Annotated in this window: 2 protein-coding genes; both read right to left on the bottom strand. The window is 65.2% G+C overall.

Going from position 1 to position 2,356, the window contains the following annotated elements; genetic code table 11:
• Window positions 1-153 precede the first annotated feature (153 nt).
• Complete coding sequence (locus V2I30_RS00605) at window positions 154-1,158, bottom strand: DUF6607 family protein (protein ID WP_330660122.1); 1,005 nt, start codon at window positions 1,156-1,158, stop codon at window positions 154-156.
• A 28-nt stretch (window positions 1,159-1,186) separates the two neighbouring features.
• A partial coding sequence (locus V2I30_RS00600) for a TonB-dependent receptor domain-containing protein (RefSeq protein ID WP_330660121.1) occupies window positions 1,187-2,356 on the bottom strand: 1,170 nt, incomplete at its 5' end.

Genomic DNA, 2,356 nt, shown 5'->3' with positions numbered 1-2,356 from the left:
GTTTTGGCGCGACACTGCCGCCCGCTTTCGGCGCTGTCCATCGCAATCGTTGCTCCGGTCCACGCATTGCAAAAGGCCCGCAGCGTCGGGGAACGCCGCGGGCCTCGGGAGCGATGCGAGGGAAGACCGCATCGCCGGGATAGGGGGTGAACCTCAGCCGCCGCCGCGCGCCGTGCCCGTTTCGATCAGCGCCAGCGCCTTCGCTGTGGCCTCGTCCGATGCGGTCTCGCCGTTCTTGATCGCGTCGGCGAGCTTCAGCAGTTCCTCGGCGATGTCGGTGCCGTAATTGGCCTCCTGCGAGATGCGGATGCCGCCCTGCGCCTGCGCGACATCGTCCCACTTGGCGCGCACAGCGTTCCAGAAGGGCGCGGTCTTCTCCCAGTAGCTTTCGGCGGCGGCGACATTGTAGCCGTCGAACCGCTCATAGGTGTTGAGGACATATTCCTGCACCACCGGGACCAGTTCGCCGCTGCCGTCCTGGGCGGGCATCATCTTGGTGTTGTCCTGCCAGTGGATCCAGCCGTTCGGGGTGAGCTGGTGGCGGTTGATCCCGATATAGCGGTCATAGATCGGGTTGCGGGTCGCATCGCGGCGGGCGAGCGGACGGGTGGTCCAGTTGGAGCGCCAGCGGGTGACGCCATGGGTCACTTCCCACTGGCCCCAGCCGGCATAGCGCGGGCTGTCATCGACCTGGTAAACCGTCTGCGACCAGCGCCCGGCGCGCATCGCTTCGGGAACCGGGGTCATCTCCCAGGTGTCGCCGCCTTCATAGGTCAGGATCGCCTCGGGCTCGTACTGCCAGTCCTGTCGCCAGTGCTTGACGACATAGGGGTTGTCCTCGCCGCCGACGACCAGCAGGTGCTGGAGCACGATGCGCTCGCCCGTATCCTCGATCACGCGCACGCTTTCATAGCCGCCGCTGACCTTGGCATCGATCGGCTCGTAGCCTTCCATCCAGGCGGTCGCTTCCTGCATGTCGAAGGTGACCTTGTAATCGCCTGCCATCGCCAGGATGCGCTCGCGGTCGGCCTGGAACGCGGCTTCCTCGGCGCTGGCGCTGCGCTCGATCGGGTCGTCGGCGAGCGCGGGAGCGGGCAGGGCGATCATGGCGCTGGCGGCAAGGCCGGCGCATAGCAGGGACTTGGTAAGACTACGCATGGCAAAGGACTCCAGTTAAGAATGCAAATCAGAATCTATAGCTAATCGAGGCACTAGCATTTCTTCCCGGCCGGGTGAAGGCTCCAAATATGTTCGCATCCTCGACCCGCAGGCCGCGCACGTCCGACCACAGCGCATAGGTTTCATCGAACAGGTTGAAGATGCCCGCCCGCAGTTTGAGCCGCGAAGTGACTTCCACGAAGGCGGTGAGATCGAGGATCGTCGAGGCATCGGGCCGCACGAACAGATCGCTGCCGTCGGCGGCGCGCTCGACCTCGTCGGCCTGTTTGCGGGCATTGTGCGTCACGATCAGGTCGGCACCGAACCGTCCGGCCGGATCGCGATAGCCCACCCCGCCCACGATGGTGAGCGGATCGACCGTATCGAGCGGGATGCGGCTGCCATCGGGATTGACGACATCGCCATCGGCATAGGCGAGCGCGAAATTGGCGGTGATGCCGCTGTCGCTTTCCCAGTCCGCCTTGATCTCGAACCCGTCGATCGCCGCCCCGTCGAAATTGACGAACTGGAACAGCGCCGGGTCCTGCGGGGTGAAGCTGCCGCCGATCACCTGCTGGCTGATGAAATCGTCATAGTCGCCCTCGAACCGCACGACCTGGAGCGAGAAGGAATCGCCCACATAGCGCGCGCCCAACTCCCAGCTTTCGCTGGTTTCCGGCCCGAGATCGGGATTGGGCAGCGCGGTCGCACCGAAGGATTCGAAGAAATTGTTCACCTGGCTGGGCGTCGGGGCAAGGAAGCCCTGCGCGTAATTGCCGAACAGGATCACGTCATCGACCGGCTCCAGCGTCACGCCGAGCTTGGGCGAGAGGCGGTTGTCGCTCTGGGCCGCAGTCTGGAAGGCTTGCGTCAGCGGATCGTCGGTCGGATTGAGGTCGTAGAAGTCGAACCTCAACGCCGGGAACACGGTCAGCATCCCGTCGAACAGCGCGATCTCGCTGGCGAGGAAGACCCCGCCCAGGGTGAAATCGGTCGCGGGGAAAGCGCGGCTGGGGAAGGTCTCGCCGCGCGGCGGTATCGTGCCGTCGCGCAGCCCCTCCTGCCGGGTCCAGCTGACATCGCCGCCGAAAGCGAGATCGACCTGCACATCGCCCGCTTCGAAGGAGGACCGCGCCTCGCCCGCCAGGCCATAGACCTCGTTGTCGAAGGTGTTGATCCGGATGCGGTCGGGCGCAGG

It is taken from the genome of Erythrobacter sp. (genome assembly GCF_036351135.1).
GTDB lineage: Bacteria > Pseudomonadota > Alphaproteobacteria > Sphingomonadales > Sphingomonadaceae > Erythrobacter.
This window is presented reverse-complemented; position numbering and strand designations above follow the sequence as displayed.

Coding starts and splice junctions, on each gene's coding strand:
- V2I30_RS00605 (WP_330660122.1), bottom strand. CDS start 1,158: ATGCGTAGTCTTACCAAGTCCCTGCTATGCGCCGGCCTTGCCGCCAGC.